Here is a 16,435-nt window from a genome sequence, read left to right as displayed (position 1 = left end):
CGAAGCGCTTTCAATAACGGCCCGAGCGCCTACCCGAACCCGCGATGGAATTGAATCTTCCGAATCCTTCGAGTCTCCCTTTCGCTTCTTTGTCCGACTCCGTCCCCGAGCGGCAACCCTTCATGCTCCCCGCCGCCGATGACGAGCGCGCCTATGCCTATCTGGCCATGATCCGCCGCTACATAAGCGGCGGCGCCGATACGGACGACCTCGCGCAATCCGCCGTGGCCCCTAGCGTGTTGATCACCGCCGACGATTGCGCCGAACGGCTCGCCGACGCGGACCGCGTGTTCGCCGAATGGCTCGCGCCGCTGCACCGCCCGGCCGCCGACGTCGCCGGCATCGAACCGTCGCGCATGGCAGACGCGCTCAACCACATGCACCACGAGTCGCGCCGTCTGACGATGTGCGACGACGTGCTGCTCGATAACGTCGTCGAGTTGGCGCGCGCGGTCATCGACGAACGCGTGCCCGGCGACTTCATCGAAACCGGCGTATGGCGCGGCGGCGTGACGATTCTGATGCGCGCCGCGCTGACCGCGTTCGGCGGCTCCGGACGCAACGTCTGGGTGGCCGATTCGTTCGAGGGCCTGCCCGCGCCGGACCCGGCCACGGATTTGCGCGATGCAATCTGGCATCACCTGATGCGCGCGGTCGGCCTGCTGCGCAGCGATCTGGCGGCCGTGCGCGACGCCTTCGCGCGCGCCGGTCTGCTCGATCGGCGCGTGCGTTTCCTGCCGGGCTGGTTCGCCGAGACGCTGCCGGGCGCGCCGATCGCGCGCCTCGCGTTGATGCGGCTCGACGGCGACTGGTACGAGTCGACCCGCGTGGCGCTCGACGCCCTGTATCCGCGTCTGTCGCCAGGCGGCTTCGTGATCGTCGACGACTACGGCCTGCCGACCGGCTGCGCGCGCGCCGTCGATGAATACCGCGCCATGCATCGCATCGACGCACCGCTGACGCGTGTCAACGGACAGGCGGTCTACTGGCGCAAGCCATGGTGAGCGTGATGGCGCATGCCGAACTCATCGCACTTCTGGAGGTGCGGCTCGGCGAGCATTACGTGGCGCCGCCGCAAGCGGTGGCCGTCGATCTGATCGTCAGCGATTGCGCGGATGCCAGCCACCGTTTCACGCTCGGTCCGATGATCGTGTCCACACCGATTCCTTCCGACGGCGCGAACTACGCCGTGGCTCGCATTACGTTGAGCCGCGCTGTGTTGAGCGCGATGCTCGACGACCCCACGGGCTTCGATCCGCGCAGTGCGGCGGCGATGGCGCTCGGCGGCGTGCGTGTCGACGGCGCCGAGCGTCTCGCGGCTTACTGGCTGCAATTGCTCAAGCGGCCCTCGGCCGCGGCGCGTATGGCCCTGGCGCGGGCCCGGCGGCGCGCACCCGCCGTGCTGGCGACAGTGCCGGCCATGCAGGCTAGCGGCGGCAATGACGAGCATCTACCCGAGCACCTGCACGCGGCACTCGCGGATACGCTCGATGCCTCGATCCCGCTGGCGTTGCGCGGCATGGTGGACTGGCCCGAAGTCGCCTGGACACTCGACGATTGGCACACGCACGAGGGCACGACGGTGCTGCGTACGGATCCGTCGAGCGGGCTCCCTCAAACCGTTGCGGACTTTATCGATGGTTTCACCACGCAGCGCTTCGCCGACGCAGGCGCCGCCACGTACACGGAAGGTTGCCTGCTGCCGCCCGCATGGGAAGCGCGCTTTTCCTGGCCGACGCTGCCGACGCACCTGTTCGGCGCGGGGCAACTCTGGTTCGGGCGAGCCAGCGGGGTCTCATTGGTCACGCGCTTGCACTGCGATCTGGCGAATTCGTTTCTCGCGCAGATTCACGGCCGCAAGCGCGTACGGCTCTATGCGCCCGCTCAGGAAAACGCCGTCTACGCCCTCGATGCATTCAACACTTACCGGCCCTGCCGCGTCGACGTAGCCGCCCCCGATCTGACGCGTTTTCCACGTTTTGCCGAGGCGAAAGGCGTGGACGTCGTGCTCGATCCGGGTGATCTGCTGGTGATTCCAACCGGCTGGTTTCATTGCGTCTGGGCGCTGGATCATGTGCTGTCGATCAGCCGCTTTGCCGACGACGAAACGGCGGCGACGATGCTGGCCGCCAGAACGCTTTCACCATCGAGTGCATTGAACACATTGAACACAACGAGGACCGGATGATCGACGTAACCCGAAGCGACCCACGTCGCGTGCGCTTTCTGCCCATCGTACGAGGCGTTGCCGTGACCGCGCTGCTTGTGTCGGCCGTGACGCTGAGCCCATTGTCCGCACAGGCGCAGCCTTCGTCGGCGATGACCCAGGTCTGCACGATGGGCGCGAACAACGCGAAGCTGATCGCGCAGGACCGCGATGCGGGCGTCAGCAAGGAAGACGAGTTGCGCAAGGCGCAGCGTGTGGCGGCCGCGATGCCGATCGAACGGCAGCTATACGCGCAGGCGGAATTGACGACCTTTATCGACCGTCTGTACGGCCAGTACGCCAAAATGCCGCCGCAGCAGGCCTATGACAAGTACCTGGCCTACTGCGAAGCGCAGGCCGCGCGCGGCGCCGCACAAGTCCAGTGAGGCGCCGCGCTGCGTGTCGCTGTATGTCGGCTACATGCGGCGATACGCAGCGCCCTCGCGCGAATATGACTTCGCATTTTCAGCCCGCTGTTCGCGCGGGCGGAAACCGGCCTGGTTTGCCCAATTAGCATTAGACGACCCCGGACCGCCGCTGTGTTCCGTTTCACGCCCGCTTGAGCGATGGCGGTCTGTCTTTCCTTGCAGAGGACCCCATGACCGCTATCACCAACGACCCCGTCTCCAGTTTCTCCACGCCCAGCCTCGACTCTTCGTTCTCGTCGGAAGACCAGTCCATCCAGCAACTGGAGCAGCAAATCGATACGATGATCCAGCAGGCGCTGCAACAAAGTTCGTCTTCGATGGGGCAGAACGCGATGGCGCAGAACGCGTCGGGCACGCTCGCGAGCTATATGAATCAGAACGGCATCAAGTCGCTCGATCCGGATCAGCTTTATCAACTGGCGAACAATCCGCCCGCCGGTACGCCGCCGGACGTGTCGGCCGCGGCGTCGTACATGCTGCAGAATCCGGACGTCTATAAGCAGATCGAGACGCACGACGTGTCCGGCGCGGATGGCATTTCCGGCGTGGGTAACTTCCAGTGGGCCGCGCAAGGCGGTCTCGACAGCGAGCCGTCGCCGAGCACTACCGATACGATGAATTCGACCACGACGCAAGGCGCCATGATGGACGCGCAAAGCGCGTCCGGCGCGTTGTCGAGCTATATGAGCCAGAACGGCATCTCGTCGCTCGATCCGGATCAGCTCTACCAGTTGGCGAACAATCCGCCCGCCGGTACGCCGCCGGACGTGTCGGCCGCGGCCTCGTACATGCTGCAGAATCCGGACGTCTATAAGCAGATCGAGACGCACGACGTGTCCGGTGCGGACGGCATTTCCGGCGTGGGCAACTTCCAGTGGGCCGCGCAAGGCGGCCTCGACCAGATGAATTCCGGTAGCGGTTCGTCCAGTTTGCTTAACCTGAACCCGGATTTATCGGTGAACATGCCCGATCTGAACCTTCAGCAGCCGCTGTCCGTGTAGTCGCGGAAGGATCTGGCGAGCCGCTTCACAGCGATTCGTCTGGTCAGAAAGGGGGGCGACCACGATCCGCCCCTAAACCGCACAGGGCATTTTTAACCAAGACGACCTCCCGTAAGACTGAGTATGCTAGACGTAATCAGTCATTTCATGCGAGGAAATCAAGGTGCCGCACTATCTTTGCCATGAGCAGCCGGACCTACTCGAGTTCGAAACGAGCGTGATCGCCTCGCGGCCCGGCGCCGTCGTGCTGGGCCGCTCGGCCTTGCACCCGGGCGGCGGCGGGCAGGTGTCGGACGCGGGAACGCTGACGCATGCGCACGGCACCGTCCGCATTACCGGCATTGCACCGGAAGACGGCATGCTCTGGCATCTGCTCGACGAGCCCCTCGAACTGAGCGGCAACGTACACGTGGCCGTCGACGCGGCCCGGCGCGCCGCCGTCGCCCAGCTTCATACAGGCACGCATATTCTCAACGCGCTCGTGTATCAGCGTTTCGCCGGTGCGCTCGTGACCGGCGCGCAGATCAATGCCGACGGCACCGCCCGCATGGACTTCGATCTGCCGGAGGCGGATAACGACGCGCTTCGCCTGCTGGAGGAGTCCACCAACGAGGTAATCCGCAGCGCTATGGAGGTGCGGACCTACTACGTCAGCGAAGCGGAAGCGAAGTCGACGCAGGGCCTGATCCGCAGCCTCTCGGTGGCGCCACCGCCGACCTCCGACGGCACGGTGCGGATCGTCGAAATCGGCGACCTGGACCGGCAGGCCTGCGGTGGCACGCATCTGACCAATACGGCGCAATCGAGACCGATCCGCATCGTGAAGATCGAGAACAAAGGGCGCCGCAATCGCCGGGTGAGAATAGAGCTGGTTTAAGGGGCATCCCGGAGAGCGACCCATGGACACATCGGATAAAAGCGAGCCGGAAATAGTGTGCTGGCGGGATAGCGCGCTCGACGGCGCCTGTCTCGCGAGCGCGCGTTACGGCGAGCACAAATTCGACCGGCATCTCCACGACGAACTCGTCATTGTCATGACGCAAACCGGCGCGGGCCAATGTCATACGCGCATTGGCAGCGAGGTCGCGGGACCAGGCAGCGTGCTCGTGTTCGGACCGGGCGAATATCACAGCGGCGAGGTGTGGGAAGGCCGCGAATGGATCTACCGCGCCATCTATCTCGACATGGAAGGCCTGGGTGCGTTGGGCGCGGTGTTTTCGCCCGACTCGCGCGCCGATAAACCGCTTCTGATTCCGCCGGGGCTCTATCAGGATCCGCACCTTGCCGGTCTGCTGGTCAAGGCGCATGCGAGTCTCGACGAACACGGCGCGGTCTCGCTGATGGAGCGGCAAGCGAATTGGTGGGCGGCGATGGGAATGCTGGTCGGACGATATGGGCAATCGCAGCAGGAGCTCGGTGAAGGTCGGCGCGAAGCGCGCAAGATGGCGCAAGTGCGCGAGTACGTCGCCGCCAACTACGCGCGCGATATTCCGGTCGACGAACTGGCGGAACTGGTGGGGCTGAGCCGCTATTACCTCACGCGGGCCTTCTGTAAAGAGTTCGGACTGCCGCCACACGCCTACGCGACCCAGGTGCGGCTACTCGCGGCCAAACGCATGCTCGCGGCGGGAAAGAGCGCGGCAGCCGCCGCCGCGGCCGTGGGCTTTTACGATCAAAGCCATCTCAACCGGCTTTTCAAACGCGCCTATGGGATCACGCCAGGGACGTATGCGGCGTTGAAGCCTGGACATTAGGCACGTTTCAACGCAGCGCTGCGCGTGCCTTCAGTTGTTCATCATCCGGTCGCGATGCGGCACGACCCACGAACGGTCGAAACACCCATTGGCGATCGACTTCAACGCCGCCGTTTCTTTCGCATGCTGCCGACGTGCGCCTTCGATCACCGCTTCGACGTCGGCCGGCGAGATCGCGAGCAAACCGTCTTCATCGCCAACAATGATGTCCCCGGGATGAACCACCATCCCGCCTACCGTGACCGGCACATTGATCTCACCCGGCCCGTTCTTGTAGGGGCCGCGATGCGTCACGCCACGCGCGTACACCGGGAAATCGCGCTGACGCAAAGCGCCGACATCGCGGATCGCTCCATCGATCACGAGGCCCTGCACGCCCAGGCTCTCAGCGAAGCTGGCCATGATGTCGCCCATTAGCGCTTGCGTCAGGTCGCCGACGCCGTCGATCACGAGAACATCGCCAGGCCGGCAAAAATCGAACGCGCGATGAATCGCGAGGTTGTCGCCGGGGCGGGTGTGGACCGTGACCGCGGTGCCGGCCATCGGCTTGGGCTGGTGATACGGCCGCAGGCCGACCATGCCGCTCGCGCGCGCCATGTTGTCGCTGAGCAGCGAAACCGCCAGTTCACGCAATGCGTCGAGCGTTGCCGGGCTGGCCTGTGGCGCGGATTCGTGTTCGCGCCAGCCGATGGGATTCATAGTGAGATTCATACCGTTGCCCCCTGTGTGGCGAATTGCTGTTCGAGTTGACGGGACAGCCGCGGGTACACCGCGCGGGCGTTGTCTTCGTAGATACGCTGACGGTCCGCGGCGCTGAGCCATTCGATCGCGTCGATGTAGCGCCGCGTGTCGTCGTAGTAGTGGCCGGTTTCCGGATCGATACCCTGAACCGCGCCGATGGTTTCCGACGCGAACAGGATGTTCTCGACCGGAATCACCTTGGCGAGCAGTTCGGCGCCGGGCTGGTGGTACACGCAGGTATCGAAAAACACGTTCTTCATCAGATACTCGCTGAGCAGCGGCCGCTTCATGTCCTGCGCAAGTCCGCGATAGCGACCCCAGTGATAGGGCACCGCGCCGCCGCCGTGCGGAATGATGAAGCGCAGGGTGGGGAAGTCGGCGAACAGATCGCCCTGCAGCAACTGCATGAACGCGGACGTGTCGCCGTTGATATAGTGCGCGCCAGTCGCATGAAAATTCGGATTGCACGAGGACGACACGTGAATCATCGCCGGCACGTCGAGTTCCACCATCGCCTCATAGAGCGGATACCACGAGCGGTCCGTGAGCGGCAGCCCCGACCAGTGGCCGCCGGACGGATCCGGATTCAGATTGCAGCCGATGAAACCGAGTTCTTCCACGCAACGCCGCAATTCGTCGATGCAATTGCCAGGCGCCACACCCGGCGCCTGGGGCAACTGGCACACGCCGACGAAGTTGCGCGGAAACAGCGACACCACGCGATGGACGAGGTCGTTGGATTCGCTCGACCAGACCGCGTTGGCTTCGGCCGTGGCGAGGTGATGCCCCATGCCGGCGGCGCGCGGCGAAAGAATCGTGAGGTCGGTGCCGCGTTCGCGTTGAATGCGAATCTGGCCGGTCTCGATGCTCTCGCGGATTTCGTCGTCGGTAATGACGGGGCGCGGTGGCGGCGAGCCGCCGTTTTTCAGCGCGGCAATCTGCTGCGCACGCCAAGCCTCGTGTTGTGGCGGCGAAGTGGTGTAGTGACCGTGGCAATCGATGATCATGGCGTAAACAATCCGTTTGGTTTCCTGAGTAATGTGTGTGCTTATCTGTCCGCGTTGTCCATGCGCTACTTCGCCGGTCGGTACTTTCAGGTGCGCGGAGCGGGGTCGCCGCTCGCAAGCGAGGTCGTTTCTTCTTCGGCTGGCGTGACGCGCATCACCAGCGCAATGATCGTCGCCACCACCAGAAACGCTGCGATCGTCAGCAAGGCCAGCTTGAAGTTGCCGGTCGCATTGCGCACCAGCCCGATGCTCCAGGGGCCGACCAGACCGCCGAACTGCGCAATGGTGTTGATCAACGCGATCGTCGCGGCACCCGCGGTGCCGGTTCTGAACGACGACGCGAGGCTCCAGAACAGCGGATTGCCCGCATAGATGAACAAACCGGTCAGGCACAGCAGCGCGTAGGCGATCACGGGGTTCGGCGCATACGCACTGCCGGCAATCGCCAGTGCGCTCATGCCGTACACGAAGGCGAGGTGCTTCTTGCGGTCGCCTGTGCGGTCGGAACTGCGGCTGGTCAGGAAGGTGCCCAACACGCCAAGCAGCGGCGGCGCGGCGGACAGAAAGCCGACCTCGATATTGTTCAGATGACCGAAGCTCTTGACGATCTGCGGCAACCACAGGAACAGGCCATAAATGCCGACCAGCGCGCAGCCGAACAGACAGGCGAGACTCCATACGCGGATGTCGCTCGCCACGCGCAGTAGCGGAAAATGGGTATTGCCGCCAACGCTCTCGCGTTCCGCGGCGAGCGTCGATTCGAGCCAGCGCTTTTCGTCGTCGGAAAGCCAGGTGGCGTCGGCCGGACGTTCGGTCATGACGCGCAGCGTCAGGAGACCGAGCGCCATGGCCGGGAGTCCTTCGAGAATGAACATCCATTGCCATCCCTGCAAACCGAGCACGCCGTTGGCGTAGGTCATCAGCGTCGTGGAGATCGGACCGCCCAGCACCGCAGAAAACGAACCCGCAATGATGTAGCCGCCCACCGCGCGCGCCCGGTAACGCACCGGAAACCATTTGGTCAGATAAACCGCGACGCCTGGCAGAAAGCCTGCTTCCATCACACCCAGCAGAAAGCGCAAAACATAGAAACTCGAATCGTTGAAAACGAAGGCTGTGGCCGCCGCGACCGCGCCCCACGTCAGCAGAATGCGCGCGATCCAACGGCGCGCGCCGACCCGGTGCAGCAACAGATTGCTCGGCACTTCCAGCAGCATGTAGCCGACAAAGAAGATACTGCCCGCGAAACCGAACACGGCCGGACTGAAACCCAGTTGCTTGTTCATGTCCAGCGCGGCGAAACCGATATTGATCCGGTCCAGATAGTTGAAGAACATCATCGCGAAGAGCAGGGGCATTAATCGCCCGTACACTTTTCGCATGGTTGCGGCTTCGTTAAATGAGGTCATGCTGTCTCCTACCTTGCTGCGACGGCTAAAGCCGTGGCGGCGTTCTTATGGTCGGCCTGCCGGATCGAGCGCCGGCAGTGTCCCACTGGCCGCGCAGTTGACGGCCGCGCTTCAGGGGCCACCGCTCATGTCCGCAAGTGCTGATGCGCTCGTGAACGGGCGGTGGCTGAAGCATGGAGTCAATGATAAGAACGCCCGGACGCGGCGTCCAAGACCGCTTCCTTATGCTTGTATAGGCTTTTACTTATAGTGCGGCGTCAGCAAGCGGAGCGGGGAGGCAGGTGAGGAACGCACGCAGGTGAGGTGACGCGTCGTCGGTGCGAAAGGTGGCCGCGAGCGTCGATCGGTACGACGAACCGGGACCGGAGAGGTGGCGGAACACGACGTCGGTGCGCCCATGCCGTGCCACCGATTCGCCGATGAACGTGACGCCAAGGCCCGCCGCCACGAGCGCGATCGCGGTCTGAATTTCATAGGCCTGGTGAGCGACGACCGGGGTCACGCCCGCATCGCGATAGAGCGTTTGCACTGAGCGTTTGAACTGGGCGTTCTGGTGCTTCGGATACAGGATCAACGGCGTATCGGCGAGATCGGCAATCCGCACGGTTTTGTGCGCGGCGAGCGGGTGACCCGGTTCAAGCGCGACCATGACGCGCTCGCGCAGCAGCGGATAGGACGTGCAGCCATCGATCGCGAGCGGCTGCCGCCCGATGCCGACGTGAATACGCATGTCGCGCAACGCGTCGGTTTGCTCCTCGGTGAGCATCTCGAAGAGCTTGAGTTCGACTTGCGGGAATGCGTGGTGAAACGCCTTGAGCGCGGGCGGCAGGATGCTGTACATAGCCGAGCGCGTGAACCCGATGCTGAGCCAGCCGCGCCGGCCGAGGGCGATTTCCTGCGTCGCAAGGCTCGCCTGTTCCAGCGAACCCAGTATCTGACGCGCCTCCGTGCAGAGATAGTGGCCGGCTTCGGTCAGACTCAGCGGGCGTCTTGCCCGATCGACCAACTGCGTGCCGAGCCGCTCTTCAAGCGAGCGGATCTGCTGGCTGAGCGCGGGCTGCGCGATATGCAAACGCTCGGCGGCGCGGCTGAAATTGAGCTCCTCCGCCAGGATCACGAAGCACTGTAAAGCCCTGAGGTTCACATCCGTCTCGTCTCTGCGCCGGCCGGCGGCTGATGGAACATGGTGTAAATCACATCGAGCAGCCATACAATGCCCGCGTCCGCCGAGAATTGCGAGTGCGAATGGACCTGAATCTCGATGGGCGGCAGCGAGAACGGCAACGGCAGAATGCGAAAAGCCTTGTTGCGGTTAAAGCGCTGCGCAATGCTCCTTGGGAAAATCACCGCGAGATCGGTATGTTGAACGATCTCGGGCGCCACCACGAAATGCGGCAGGCGCAACACGATATCCCTGCGCAGATTCAGTTCTTCCAGCCATTGCTCGACCATCCTGTGCCCGGTTGCGTTGGTGCTTGCGTAGACGTAGCGCAAGCCCGCGAGGTCTTCCTTGGTCGGTTTCTGTTTGCGTAGCGGGTGGCCGGCCCGCACCACGCAAACATGTTCGTCGACGAAGAGGGTTTGGCTCACGCAACCCGCATCGAGGCCCGGCACGTAGCCCAGTGCCAGATCGATCTTGCCGCTGCGCATGGCGGTGCTGACCGCGTCGACCGGGACGTTCGCGATCTCGATGTGGATGCCGCGCGCGTCCCGGTCGAGCATGGCGAGAAGCGGCGGCAGAAAATAGAACTCCGACATGTCCGACATGGAAACGTGAAACACACGTTGCGCGGTGGCGGGGTCGAATTTCGCGAGTTGCTGGACCGCCACGTTGATGATCCCGAACGCTTGGGTAAGGGGCGCGTGCAGACGCAAAGCGGCGTCGGTCGGGACCATGCCGGTGGGCGTTCGAACGAAGAGCGGGTCGTCAAACAGAACGCGCAAACGGCGCAGCGCATGGCTGACCGCCGGTTGCGTCAGACCGAGTCGCTCGCCCGCGGCAGTCAGGCTGCGCAGATCGGAGATGGCCAGAAACACGCGCAGCAGATTTAAATCCGTAATGCCGGGGTGCGACTTTGTCATGACGTTCGGATCGCGGCAATGAAAGACGTTTATGTCGGTTTCAGATTACCGTAAATGCTGCGCATAGGGAAATGGGGGCTGGGTCCGATGTACGGCGGAAACGCGGTGAAATCCTGCTTCATGTGCGCGCGGATCGGCGAGCTCAGCGCCGCGGCGAGCGCCTCGGGATCGTCGAAGACGACCTTGTTGCGCTGCATGGCGGTGGCGCGCGGAATAGTCAGGCCGGACCGGAAATCGAGCCGCGTGTAGATTTCCAGCTCGCGAATGCCGGGCAGTTGCGCCATCAGCGGTGGATGATGGGCGAGGTAGTGCGTCAGCCAGGCGTTGAAATCTTCCGCTTCGCCTTCGTAGCTGACGAGGTAGGTGCAGCGTTCGGTACGATGCCTGGCGTCGTTCGGATTCGGCGTGGCGAATGGCCTGACTGCCATTGCTTGCTGTGCGAAGGTGAGGTTGGCTTCGGTAGCGTTGGCTATGCGATTCACGATTGCTTGCATGGCGCCGCCGGGTTGCAGCGCCGTTTCGAGCAAGCCGAGGTCGTCGAAATACCATTGCAGCGCGCAGCAAGGGATCGAAGTTTGGGGCTTCGAAAGAGGATCGCTATCGGGCAATTGCGCGGGCAGATGGACCACGAAACGCGTTAGCCCTTGTACTTCACGCGATGCCGCTTCGAGCAACGACGGGTCGATAGGCGGCCGCGCTGGACTCTCGTCGTCGCAGTGGACGAATAGAAATAAACAGACCTCCACATTTACCTCGCGGTAGGCGCGTGAACGGACGATGTTGCCGCCACCGGCCGCGTCAGGCGATGAAACTGCCGCCCGAAATAGATGAGCCCGTCACCATCGGATCGCAGCGCAATGTGCCGGATCTGCGCGAACATGACGGAGTGCGAACCGACCGTCTTGATGTCGACGATTTCGCCTTCCAGACTCGCAATGGCATCCGCTAGAACGGGCACGGAAGTTTGCCCGTTGGCCCATGCATGGCGTCCGAACCTTTCCTCCATCGAACACGCTGTCATGCCGGCAAAATCGCGCGCGAGATCCTGGTACTCGGCGGCGAGCACGTTGATGCACACGTTGCGGTTGCGATGAAGCACGTCGTGGGCGTAGCTCGCCTGATTGATACAGACGAGCATCGTGGGCGGCGCGTCCGTCACTGAGCACACCGCGCTCGCCGTGATGCCGCAGCGGCCGCCTGGCCCGTCTGTGGTGATGACGTTGACAGCGGCGGGCAGGCACGCCATGGCGTCGCGGAAACGCTTTCTGGTGTCGTCGATCGTCATGTTGTTTGCCTCGTGGTGGTGGAGTGCGGGGTCGTCTGTGGCATCAGGGATAAGGCGTAACCGGTGGCACGCCCGCGAACAGCGCGCCGGATGCGTCATACGTCCCTTCGCCGAGAAACGCGTGCTGCGTCACGACGATCGAATCCCGCACCAGACGCTGGAGCCGGTTCTCCCGATAGATCGCGGCAACGCCTGCCATCTGGTAAGCCTGCATCACAACCTCGGCGCAGACTTGCGCGGCGTGCGTTGCGCTCAGGCGCAGCAGGTTGGCCTGTTCCTGCGTGACGGGGTCGCCGGCGACGATCGTTTGCCACGCGGCCTCGGCGGATTCGTAGAAAAACGCGCGAGCACTGCGCCAGTTGGCTTCCGCTTTCGCAAGACCCGAGCGGTAGTAGCCGCGGTCCGCGAGACGCGGCGCGCCGGTGGTGGTCTTGGTCGAGTCGGACATGCCCGTGAGCAGATCGAGCGCCGCGCGCGCGAGGCCGATGTTGACGACGGCGTGCACCTGCGCCTGGTAGGCGACAGCGGGATAGCGGTAGAGCGGTTCATCGATCAACGGCTGGCCGCCGCGCACAAAAGTCCATTGCGCATCGACGAATTTGTCGTGCAATCGCAAGTCGTGGCTACCAGTGCCCTGCATACCGACCACGTTCCAGTTCTCGACGATCTCGACTTCATGGGCGGGAAATACCGCCGTGAACGGTTTGCCTGCGCCCGCATTGCCCGAATCGGCCGGTGTGCCGCCGATCCCGACGCCGATCCAGTCAGCGCCCTTGCAGCCGCTCGCAAAGCGCCATTGGCCGCTGACCGTGAAGCCGCCGGACACCTTTGTAGCCGGTTGCAGCGGATAGAGTCCGCCCGCGAAGACCTGGTCCGGGCCAGTGGTGTAAATGTGCTGTTGCGTTTCGATCGGCAGCGCGGCGAGATAGGTGTTCGCCGAGCCGAACGCGGCGACCCAGGCGGTCGAGCCGTCTGCGATGGCAATGCGTTCGAGGATGTGCAGGAATTGCGGCGGCGGCAGCGCGTCGCCGCCGAAACGCTGCGGCGTACTGGCGCGGAAAATCCCCGCGCGTTTCATCTTCGCCACCATGTCGCGCGAAACGTGAGACACCTGATCGAATTCGTCGCGGCGGCGCTCGATCTCGGCGATCAGCGCGTCGAGCGTAAGCGGACCTGCGTACTCAGGATAAGAATCGGCGTGACCGATTGCGTGAGGTTCGTAGGCGTATGTCGAAAGACTGCTTCTCTGAAGGCTTTGCATGATGACAACGTATGGAAATGAATGAGGGGTTTGGGCTGACGTGGCGTCGGCTGGACGTCAGGCGTTGTCCTGCTCTTTGCGTTGCGCCTGAAGTCGCAGCGCTTTGGGGAAGGTTTCGGGCGCGAGGCACGTCGCGAGCACGGTGATCAAGCCGAGCACGACGAGGTAAATGGCAACCGGCGCGGCGCTGCGGTAATGGGCGAGCAACGCGGTCGCCACCATTGGTGAGAGCCCGCCGCCGAGTACCGACGAAATTTCGCGGCCGATACCCAGACCCGAGAAACGCAGATGAACCGGCAGCAATTCGCTGATGAAGGCGGGCTGTGCGCCTTCGAGAATGCCGAGCGTAATGCTGTTGGCGAGCACGAACGCCGCGATGACTTTCCACAGCACGCCGGAGCCGAGCAACGTGAAGTACGGATACGCGACCAGCACCATGGCGATCGCGCCGGCGAGATAGACGGGTTTGCGGCCGATCTTGTCGGTTAGGCGTCCAATCAATAGCGAAACGGGGATCATCAACAGCATCGACAAGGTCAGGGCGCCCAGCACCCAACTTGATTTGATGCCGACGAACTGGCTATAGGCGATCGAGAACGCGAAGAAGATGTAGGATGCGGCGCCTTCGCCGAAACGCAGTCCGAACACCGTCAATACTTCGCGCGGGCATTGGCGAAGCACTTCGATAATCGGCATGCGGCTGTCGCGGTGTGTGGCCTTCACTTCGGCGAATTCCGCGCTTTCGTCGACGGAGCGGCGCATCCATAGGCCGAGCACCACCAGCACGGCGCTGCAGAGGAACGGTACGCGCCAGCCCCAGCTATGGAAGTCGGAAGGTGAGAGCGTCTGCACGAGCAGGAAGGCAGCGGTCGAGAGCACGAAGCCGAATGCCGCGCCGCTCGGACTCCATGCGGCCAGCGCACCGCGCTTCGATGCCGGCGCGCTCTCGTGAATCATCAGAATGCTGCCGCTCCATTCCCCGCCCGCCGCCAGGCCCTGCAAGATGCGCAACAGAACCAGCATGACGGGTGCCGCGATGCCGATCTGCTGGTAAGTCGGCAGCAGACCCATGCAAACGGTGGCGGTGCCCATTACCAGCAGCGTCAGCATCATGACGGTCTTGCGACCGTAGCGGTCGCCGATATGGCCGCACAGCACGCCACCGATCGGCCGCGCGATAAAGCCCACCGTGAACCCGCCGAACGCCGCGATCGTGCCCGTCAGCGGATCGCTGCCGACCGGAAAGAACAGCTTGCCGAACACCAGTGCGGCGGCGGTTCCGTAGAGAAAGAAGTCATACCATTCGAGGATCTGGCCGAGCACCGCGGTCGTCACCGCGCGACGAACCTTGCTGGATGGCCGTAGGGCGGATAGGGGAGTGAGAGCGGCGGTCGCGTCAGAGTTCATGGCATGGGGAAAGTCACGAGGTTGAGGGGTCCGCGTCCCGGCCATGCTGATCGGCGAGAGCGGCGCTACGAATCCGGCAGGCATGGCCGAACCATAGGGCCGCGAGAAAACCCGGTCAAATTAGGGACAAAAATGCGCGTCATGAATCGCGTGCATGACGATGGAGGGGGGGGCGGCGTACAGCGGAAATTGAAGTCAGCAGCGGAATGCTGACTTGACGCTCACGCCTCCAATCAGGCGAGGTGTGAGCGTCGGGAGGCAGATCGGGGACAGTGCGGGAGCGTGTTAATCCAGGCCGCCCTGGCAGAGATACTTGATGGACATGTAGTCGTCGAGACCGTATTTCGAGCCCTCGCGGCCGTAGCCCGATTCCTTCACGCCACCGAACGGCGCGGCCTCGCTCGACACGGCGCCTTCGTTGATCCCGATTACACCCGCCTCGAGCTGACCGGCCACGCGATTGATGCGCCGCACGTCCTGCGTGTAGAAGTAGGCGGCGAGGCCGAAGGGCGTGTCGTTAGCGAGGCGGATCACTTCGGCTTCCTCATCAAAGCGGAACAGCGGCGCCACCGGGCCAAAGGTTTCCTCGCAACAGAGCAGCATGCCGTCCCGCACGTCGGTCAGCACGGTCGGTGCATAGTAATTCGGGCCGAATTCGGTCAGGCGCTTGCCACCTGTCAGCACTTTTGCACCGTGTTCTACGGCGTTTTCTACGTGGCGTGCAATTTTATCGATCGCGCGTTCGTTGATCATCGGGCCGATCTGTGCACCCGGATCGGTTGCGGGCGCAACCTTCAGCGCGGCGACGCGCTTCGCGAGCAGATCGGCAAAACGCACGTACACGCCGGCTTGCACATAGACGCGGTTCGGGCACACGCAAGTCTGGCCGCCGTTGCGGAACTTGGAGGCCATCAGACCGGTGACGGCGGCGTCGAGATCGGCGTCGTCGAATACGATGAAGGGCGCGTTGCCGCCCAATTCGAGTGAGAGCTTCTTGAGCGTACCCGCCGATTCGCGGGCGAGATGCTTGCCGACCGGCGTCGAACCGGTGAACGTGATCTTGCGCACGCGCGCGTCCGCGAGCCAGTCGGCGACCGCCGCAATGCCTTGCTCACGCGAAGCCGACAGCATATTCAGCACACCGTCCGGCAGACCGGCTTCCTGGGCGAGCGCTGCCAGCGCGAGTGCGGTGAGCGGTGTGTCTTCCGCGGGTTTGGCCACGACCGTGCACCCGGCGGCGAGCGCGGGCGCGATCTTGCGTGCAATCATCGCCAGCGGGAAATTCCATGGGGTGATCGCTGCGATCACGCCGACCGGTTCCTTCACCGCGCTCATGCGTTTGCCGCGCTGTTGCTGGGGGATCAGATCGCCGTAGATGCGTGTTGCCTCGTCGGCGAACCACGCGACGTATGAGGCGCCGTAGGCGACTTCGCCACGGCTTTCCGCTAGCGGCTTGCCTTGTTCCGTCGACATCAGCTTCGCGAGGTCTTCGATATTGGCGACGATCAGCGCGTGCCAGCGGCGCAGAATCTCAGCGCGTTCGCGCGGCAGCTTGTCGCGCCATGCTGGGAACGCGCGGGCCGCGGCGTCGGTGGCGGCGCGCGCGTCCGAAGCGCCACTGTTCGCGACTTCGACGATCAGTTCGCCGGTGGCCGGATTGGTGACGGGAAAGCGCGCGTGGTCGGCGGCGTCGGTCCACTTGCCGTCGATCAGATTGTGCGGGCGAATCAGTTCATTGCGGGTCAAGGCGAGAGACATCGGGTTGCTCCTTCAGATTTCAAATCAGGCCGATCGATGCTTCGATGCTACTCGCGCGTGACGGTCGATGAAATCGCGAATCGAGGCTTTCACAGC

16 protein-coding genes are annotated in these 16,435 nt (G+C 63.6%); 6 read left to right on the top strand and 10 right to left on the bottom strand.

Going from position 1 to position 16,435, the window contains the following annotated elements:
- Positions 1 to 44: 44 nt before the first annotated feature.
- From B0G76_RS31865 to B0G76_RS31840, 6 genes are all read left to right on the top strand, one after another.
- Complete coding sequence (locus B0G76_RS31865; protein ID WP_220700784.1) at positions 45 to 1,004, top strand: TylF/MycF/NovP-related O-methyltransferase; 960 nt, start codon at positions 45 to 47, stop codon at positions 1,002 to 1,004.
- Entirely contained in the window at positions 998 to 2,188 is a 1,191-nt protein-coding gene (locus tag B0G76_RS31860; protein WP_120296002.1) for a cupin-like domain-containing protein, read from the top strand. Before B0G76_RS31865 ends, B0G76_RS31860 begins: the two co-directional genes overlap by 7 nt.
- On the top strand, positions 2,185 to 2,592 hold the full coding sequence (locus B0G76_RS31855) for a hypothetical protein (protein WP_120296001.1): 408 nt from the start codon (positions 2,185 to 2,187) through the stop codon (positions 2,590 to 2,592). Before B0G76_RS31860 ends, B0G76_RS31855 begins: the two co-directional genes overlap by 4 nt.
- A 212-nt stretch (positions 2,593 to 2,804) precedes the next feature.
- Positions 2,805 to 3,635: a hypothetical protein gene (locus B0G76_RS31850; RefSeq protein WP_120296000.1), complete on the top strand. Its 831-nt coding sequence runs from the start codon at positions 2,805 to 2,807 to the stop codon at positions 3,633 to 3,635.
- Between the two features lie 163 nt (positions 3,636 to 3,798).
- Positions 3,799 to 4,512 carry an alanyl-tRNA editing protein gene (locus B0G76_RS31845; protein ID WP_120295999.1) on the top strand — a complete coding sequence of 238 codons (714 nt, stop codon included), beginning with the start codon at positions 3,799 to 3,801 and terminating at the stop codon, positions 4,510 to 4,512.
- Positions 4,513 to 4,534: 22 nt separating this feature from the next.
- Complete coding sequence (locus B0G76_RS31840) at positions 4,535 to 5,389, top strand: AraC family transcriptional regulator (RefSeq protein WP_120295998.1); 855 nt, start codon at positions 4,535 to 4,537, stop codon at positions 5,387 to 5,389.
- A gap of 30 nt (positions 5,390 to 5,419) precedes the next feature.
- Here the strand turns inward: B0G76_RS31840 and B0G76_RS31835 are convergent, their stop codons facing one another.
- The 10 genes from B0G76_RS31835 to B0G76_RS31790 all read right to left on the bottom strand — a co-directional run bounded on the left by B0G76_RS31835 (position 5,420) and on the right by B0G76_RS31790 (position 16,339).
- The gene (locus tag B0G76_RS31835; RefSeq protein ID WP_120296945.1) at positions 5,420 to 6,088 is read right to left on the bottom strand and encodes an RraA family protein; all 669 of its coding nucleotides are present in this window, start codon (positions 6,086 to 6,088) and stop codon (positions 5,420 to 5,422) included.
- 8 nt (positions 6,089 to 6,096) lie between these two features.
- The gene (locus B0G76_RS31830; RefSeq protein ID WP_120295997.1) at positions 6,097 to 7,137 is read right to left on the bottom strand and encodes an amidohydrolase family protein; all 1,041 of its coding nucleotides are present in this window, start codon (positions 7,135 to 7,137) and stop codon (positions 6,097 to 6,099) included.
- 86 nt (positions 7,138 to 7,223) lie between these two features.
- Positions 7,224 to 8,546 carry an MFS transporter gene (locus B0G76_RS31825; protein ID WP_120295996.1) on the bottom strand — a complete coding sequence of 441 codons (1,323 nt, stop codon included), beginning with the start codon at positions 8,544 to 8,546 and terminating at the stop codon, positions 7,224 to 7,226.
- A gap of 244 nt (positions 8,547 to 8,790) precedes the next feature.
- Positions 8,791 to 9,690 (bottom strand): LysR family transcriptional regulator, encoded by a 900-nt coding sequence (locus tag B0G76_RS31820; protein WP_120295995.1) that lies wholly within the window; start codon positions 9,688 to 9,690, stop codon positions 8,791 to 8,793.
- The gene (locus B0G76_RS31815; RefSeq protein WP_120295994.1) at positions 9,687 to 10,628 is read right to left on the bottom strand and encodes a LysR family transcriptional regulator; all 942 of its coding nucleotides are present in this window, start codon (positions 10,626 to 10,628) and stop codon (positions 9,687 to 9,689) included. The genes B0G76_RS31820 and B0G76_RS31815 overlap by 4 nt, the downstream gene beginning before the upstream one ends.
- Positions 10,629 to 10,657: 29 nt before the next feature.
- Positions 10,658 to 11,374: an EthD family reductase gene (locus tag B0G76_RS31810; protein ID WP_120295993.1), complete on the bottom strand. Its 717-nt coding sequence runs from the start codon at positions 11,372 to 11,374 to the stop codon at positions 10,658 to 10,660.
- A 2-nt stretch (positions 11,375 to 11,376) separates the two neighbouring features.
- Positions 11,377 to 11,913 (bottom strand): 4-hydroxyphenylacetate 3-monooxygenase, reductase component, encoded by a 537-nt coding sequence (hpaC, locus tag B0G76_RS31805; RefSeq protein WP_120295992.1) that lies wholly within the window; start codon positions 11,911 to 11,913, stop codon positions 11,377 to 11,379.
- 43 nt (positions 11,914 to 11,956) lie between these two features.
- The gene (locus B0G76_RS31800) at positions 11,957 to 13,174 is read right to left on the bottom strand and encodes an acyl-CoA dehydrogenase family protein (RefSeq protein WP_120295991.1); all 1,218 of its coding nucleotides are present in this window, start codon (positions 13,172 to 13,174) and stop codon (positions 11,957 to 11,959) included.
- A gap of 57 nt (positions 13,175 to 13,231) precedes the next feature.
- On the bottom strand, positions 13,232 to 14,581 hold the full coding sequence (locus B0G76_RS31795; RefSeq protein ID WP_120295990.1) for an MFS transporter: 1,350 nt from the start codon (positions 14,579 to 14,581) through the stop codon (positions 13,232 to 13,234).
- A gap of 285 nt (positions 14,582 to 14,866) precedes the next feature.
- On the bottom strand, positions 14,867 to 16,339 hold the full coding sequence (locus B0G76_RS31790) for an NAD-dependent succinate-semialdehyde dehydrogenase (RefSeq protein WP_120295989.1): 1,473 nt from the start codon (positions 16,337 to 16,339) through the stop codon (positions 14,867 to 14,869).
- Positions 16,340 to 16,435: the final 96 nt, after the last annotated feature.

This window comes from Paraburkholderia sp. BL23I1N1, from assembly GCF_003610295.1.
GTDB lineage: Bacteria > Pseudomonadota > Gammaproteobacteria > Burkholderiales > Burkholderiaceae > Paraburkholderia.
The sequence above is the reverse complement of the archived record's forward strand: the minus strand, read 5'-3'. Positions and strand labels throughout refer to the sequence as shown.

What these genes read in the sequence shown, in the direction of transcription:
- B0G76_RS31865 (WP_220700784.1), top strand. Translation starts at nt 45, where the DNA reads ATGGAATTGAATCTTCCGAATCCTTCGAGTCTCCCTTTCGCTTCTTTG.
- B0G76_RS31855 (WP_120296001.1), top strand. Translation starts at nt 2,185, where the DNA reads ATGATCGACGTAACCCGAAGCGACCCACGTCGCGTGCGCTTTCTGCCC.
- B0G76_RS31815 (WP_120295994.1), bottom strand. Translation starts at nt 10,628, where the DNA reads ATGACAAAGTCGCACCCCGGCATTACGGATTTAAATCTGCTGCGCGTG.
- B0G76_RS31825 (WP_120295996.1), bottom strand. Translation starts at nt 8,546, where the DNA reads ATGACCTCATTTAACGAAGCCGCAACCATGCGAAAAGTGTACGGGCGA.
- B0G76_RS31830 (WP_120295997.1), bottom strand. Translation starts at nt 7,137, where the DNA reads ATGATCATCGATTGCCACGGTCACTACACCACTTCGCCGCCACAACAC.
- B0G76_RS31800 (WP_120295991.1), bottom strand. Translation starts at nt 13,174, where the DNA reads ATGCAAAGCCTTCAGAGAAGCAGTCTTTCGACATACGCCTACGAACCT.
- B0G76_RS31860 (WP_120296002.1), top strand. Translation starts at nt 998, where the DNA reads ATGGTGAGCGTGATGGCGCATGCCGAACTCATCGCACTTCTGGAGGTG.
- hpaC (WP_120295992.1), bottom strand. Translation starts at nt 11,913, where the DNA reads ATGACGATCGACGACACCAGAAAGCGTTTCCGCGACGCCATGGCGTGC.
- B0G76_RS31840 (WP_120295998.1), top strand. Translation starts at nt 4,535, where the DNA reads ATGGACACATCGGATAAAAGCGAGCCGGAAATAGTGTGCTGGCGGGAT.
- B0G76_RS31795 (WP_120295990.1), bottom strand. Translation starts at nt 14,581, where the DNA reads ATGAACTCTGACGCGACCGCCGCTCTCACTCCCCTATCCGCCCTACGG.
- B0G76_RS31835 (WP_120296945.1), bottom strand. Translation starts at nt 6,088, where the DNA reads ATGAATCCCATCGGCTGGCGCGAACACGAATCCGCGCCACAGGCCAGC.
- B0G76_RS31850 (WP_120296000.1), top strand. Translation starts at nt 2,805, where the DNA reads ATGACCGCTATCACCAACGACCCCGTCTCCAGTTTCTCCACGCCCAGC.
- B0G76_RS31790 (WP_120295989.1), bottom strand. Translation starts at nt 16,339, where the DNA reads ATGTCTCTCGCCTTGACCCGCAATGAACTGATTCGCCCGCACAATCTG.